At 29.7% G+C, this 2020-nt stretch carries 1 pseudogene; it reads right to left on the reverse strand.

The window, feature by feature from the left end:
* Window positions 1-835: 835 nt before the first annotated feature.
* Window positions 836-1337: pseudogene (locus tag ACFIJW_RS10250) on the reverse strand (type ISP restriction/modification enzyme); the annotation flags it as partial.
* Window positions 1338-2020 lie beyond the last annotated feature (683 nt).

The raw sequence follows: 2020 nt of genomic DNA on the forward strand, positions 1-2020 counted from the left end.
ATCATTATAAAGATTAGAAAAATCCCTTTTAATAGACCGTGTCAGTGTTGTCAGTTCTTTTTAGAGCCTATATTATTTTTTAATGAGAGAAAATTAAAATGAATATATTTCAATAGGTTATAATTTTAATGATGCAACCTTTATTAAAATACAACCCATAAATTCAATTCATAATATATATTTGTCAGTTATATGTCAGTAAATTGAACTGACAAAATAGATTATTTTAGTGAATGATTAAAACATGTCTTATGAGAGTATGTGATCTTTTAAAGCCTTTCAAAAGAAAGGGATTATAATCATAATAAATGCTATCAAGATCCTTATGGTTGTTAGTTTTGGAGGTGCTTTTTACGCCCCCCTTTACATATTTTTCAATAAAAAATAAAAGTCATTATATTTCAATATGTTATTTTTTATCAATTTTTCAAAAAACAACCTATATCAATAGTACAACCTATAAATTCAACTAATGCTCTATGTTTTGTAAGGTTTTTTGGGGGGGGTAGAAACATTCAAAACCTATAAGTAATATAAGAAAATGAATATACATAACCCTCTTTAAATAAAGCTTCTGATAACAATAAAGCACTCATTTTAGATTACGGTTTAATCTTTTAAAGGCAATATAAAAGAAGCGTATTCACTTTAAGATGGGATTTCTTAAAAGTCTTAAAGCAATTCAAAGTAGAGTATTTAAAAGTGTAAGTTTCTTCTTTTTAGAATAATGTATATAAACACTCCTTTTAAAGATTGTATCTAATCAACATAACAAGAGAGGTATAGATTATGGTTATAAGATTCTATACCCCTTTGTGAGTTTAGCAAGCCAAGTCTATTCAGTTTCTCTAATTTCTAATTTTGGTAAGTTCTTAACAATTTTCATTGTTTCTAAACTTACGGTAATAACCCTCTGAAATAACTCTAGAGGGTAGGCAGGGTTGCCAACGGTTTCAACAGCATAGTGATTGGCATCATTCACAATGCCACTCTTTTTATCAGTCTTTACGCATTGACGCCCCATAACCCATTCAAGAGCGGGTTTACCATTGACGATATACGCATAAGCTTCAAGAGGTATATCTGTTATTGTGATATTGTTATTATAAATAACAGTGGTTTTATCTTTCTCTTTACCTGCTTTTGCGAATTTCATTTCAGTCACGTAATAGAATTTTTCTGGATTAGAGATCTCTGTAACTTTTGGATTNGTAATAGAATTTTTCTGGATTAGAGATCTCTGTAACTTTTGGATTACCTTTTTTAAAGGTTACGGGATAAGGTTTTACATCTTCATAATTCACGTGCAAATGACTGAGTTCACGCCCTGTTACAATAGAGCTCCGTTTTCGTATAAGGGGTTTAAGTCTCTTCAAAAGAATTAAAACGAAGCTTATTAAATCCATTTTGAATGAATTGAGAAAAAAGGCAGAAAAATGCTAAAAAAGCCGATAATTTTTTCAAAAGAGTTTTTAAATGCTGTTTATCCGCAGCCCATGAGAGAGATCAGATCAGCAAAGTAGTGAAATTTTCTGTTTATTTTATGGAAAAAAGACAAATTTGATATGTGCTTTTAAGATATCATAATGAGTATTTTGATAGGTTTTATGAGTCACTAAAATAGTCTATTTTGTCAGTTTAATTTTCTGACACAAACTGACAAATATATATTATGGATTGTATTTAAGGTTGTATTGTCGATATAGGTTGTATCATTAAAATACTAACATATTGAAATATAATGTTTTTAATTTTCTCTCATTTAAAAAAAATAATATAGGAGCTAGAATGAACTGACAAGACTGACAAAACTCTTCTGATAAGGTCACTCAGATCATTTGCTTTTGGAAAAAAGTTCCTTGATGAGAATGCCATAAAAAGAGTTTTGCGTGGTTATCTTAAAGACTTCAAAAGAGATTTCTTATTGTTTTCTATGATGGTTTTTGACGACAGAATGTGCTTGATAGCACGATGTCTCGTTTATATGCGTGTTGAGTGGTTTAGAGGAGCTGGAGAGTGA

The organism is Bartonella sp. MM97QHHN, from assembly GCF_042194285.1.
Lineage (GTDB): Bacteria > Pseudomonadota > Alphaproteobacteria > Rhizobiales > Rhizobiaceae > Bartonella.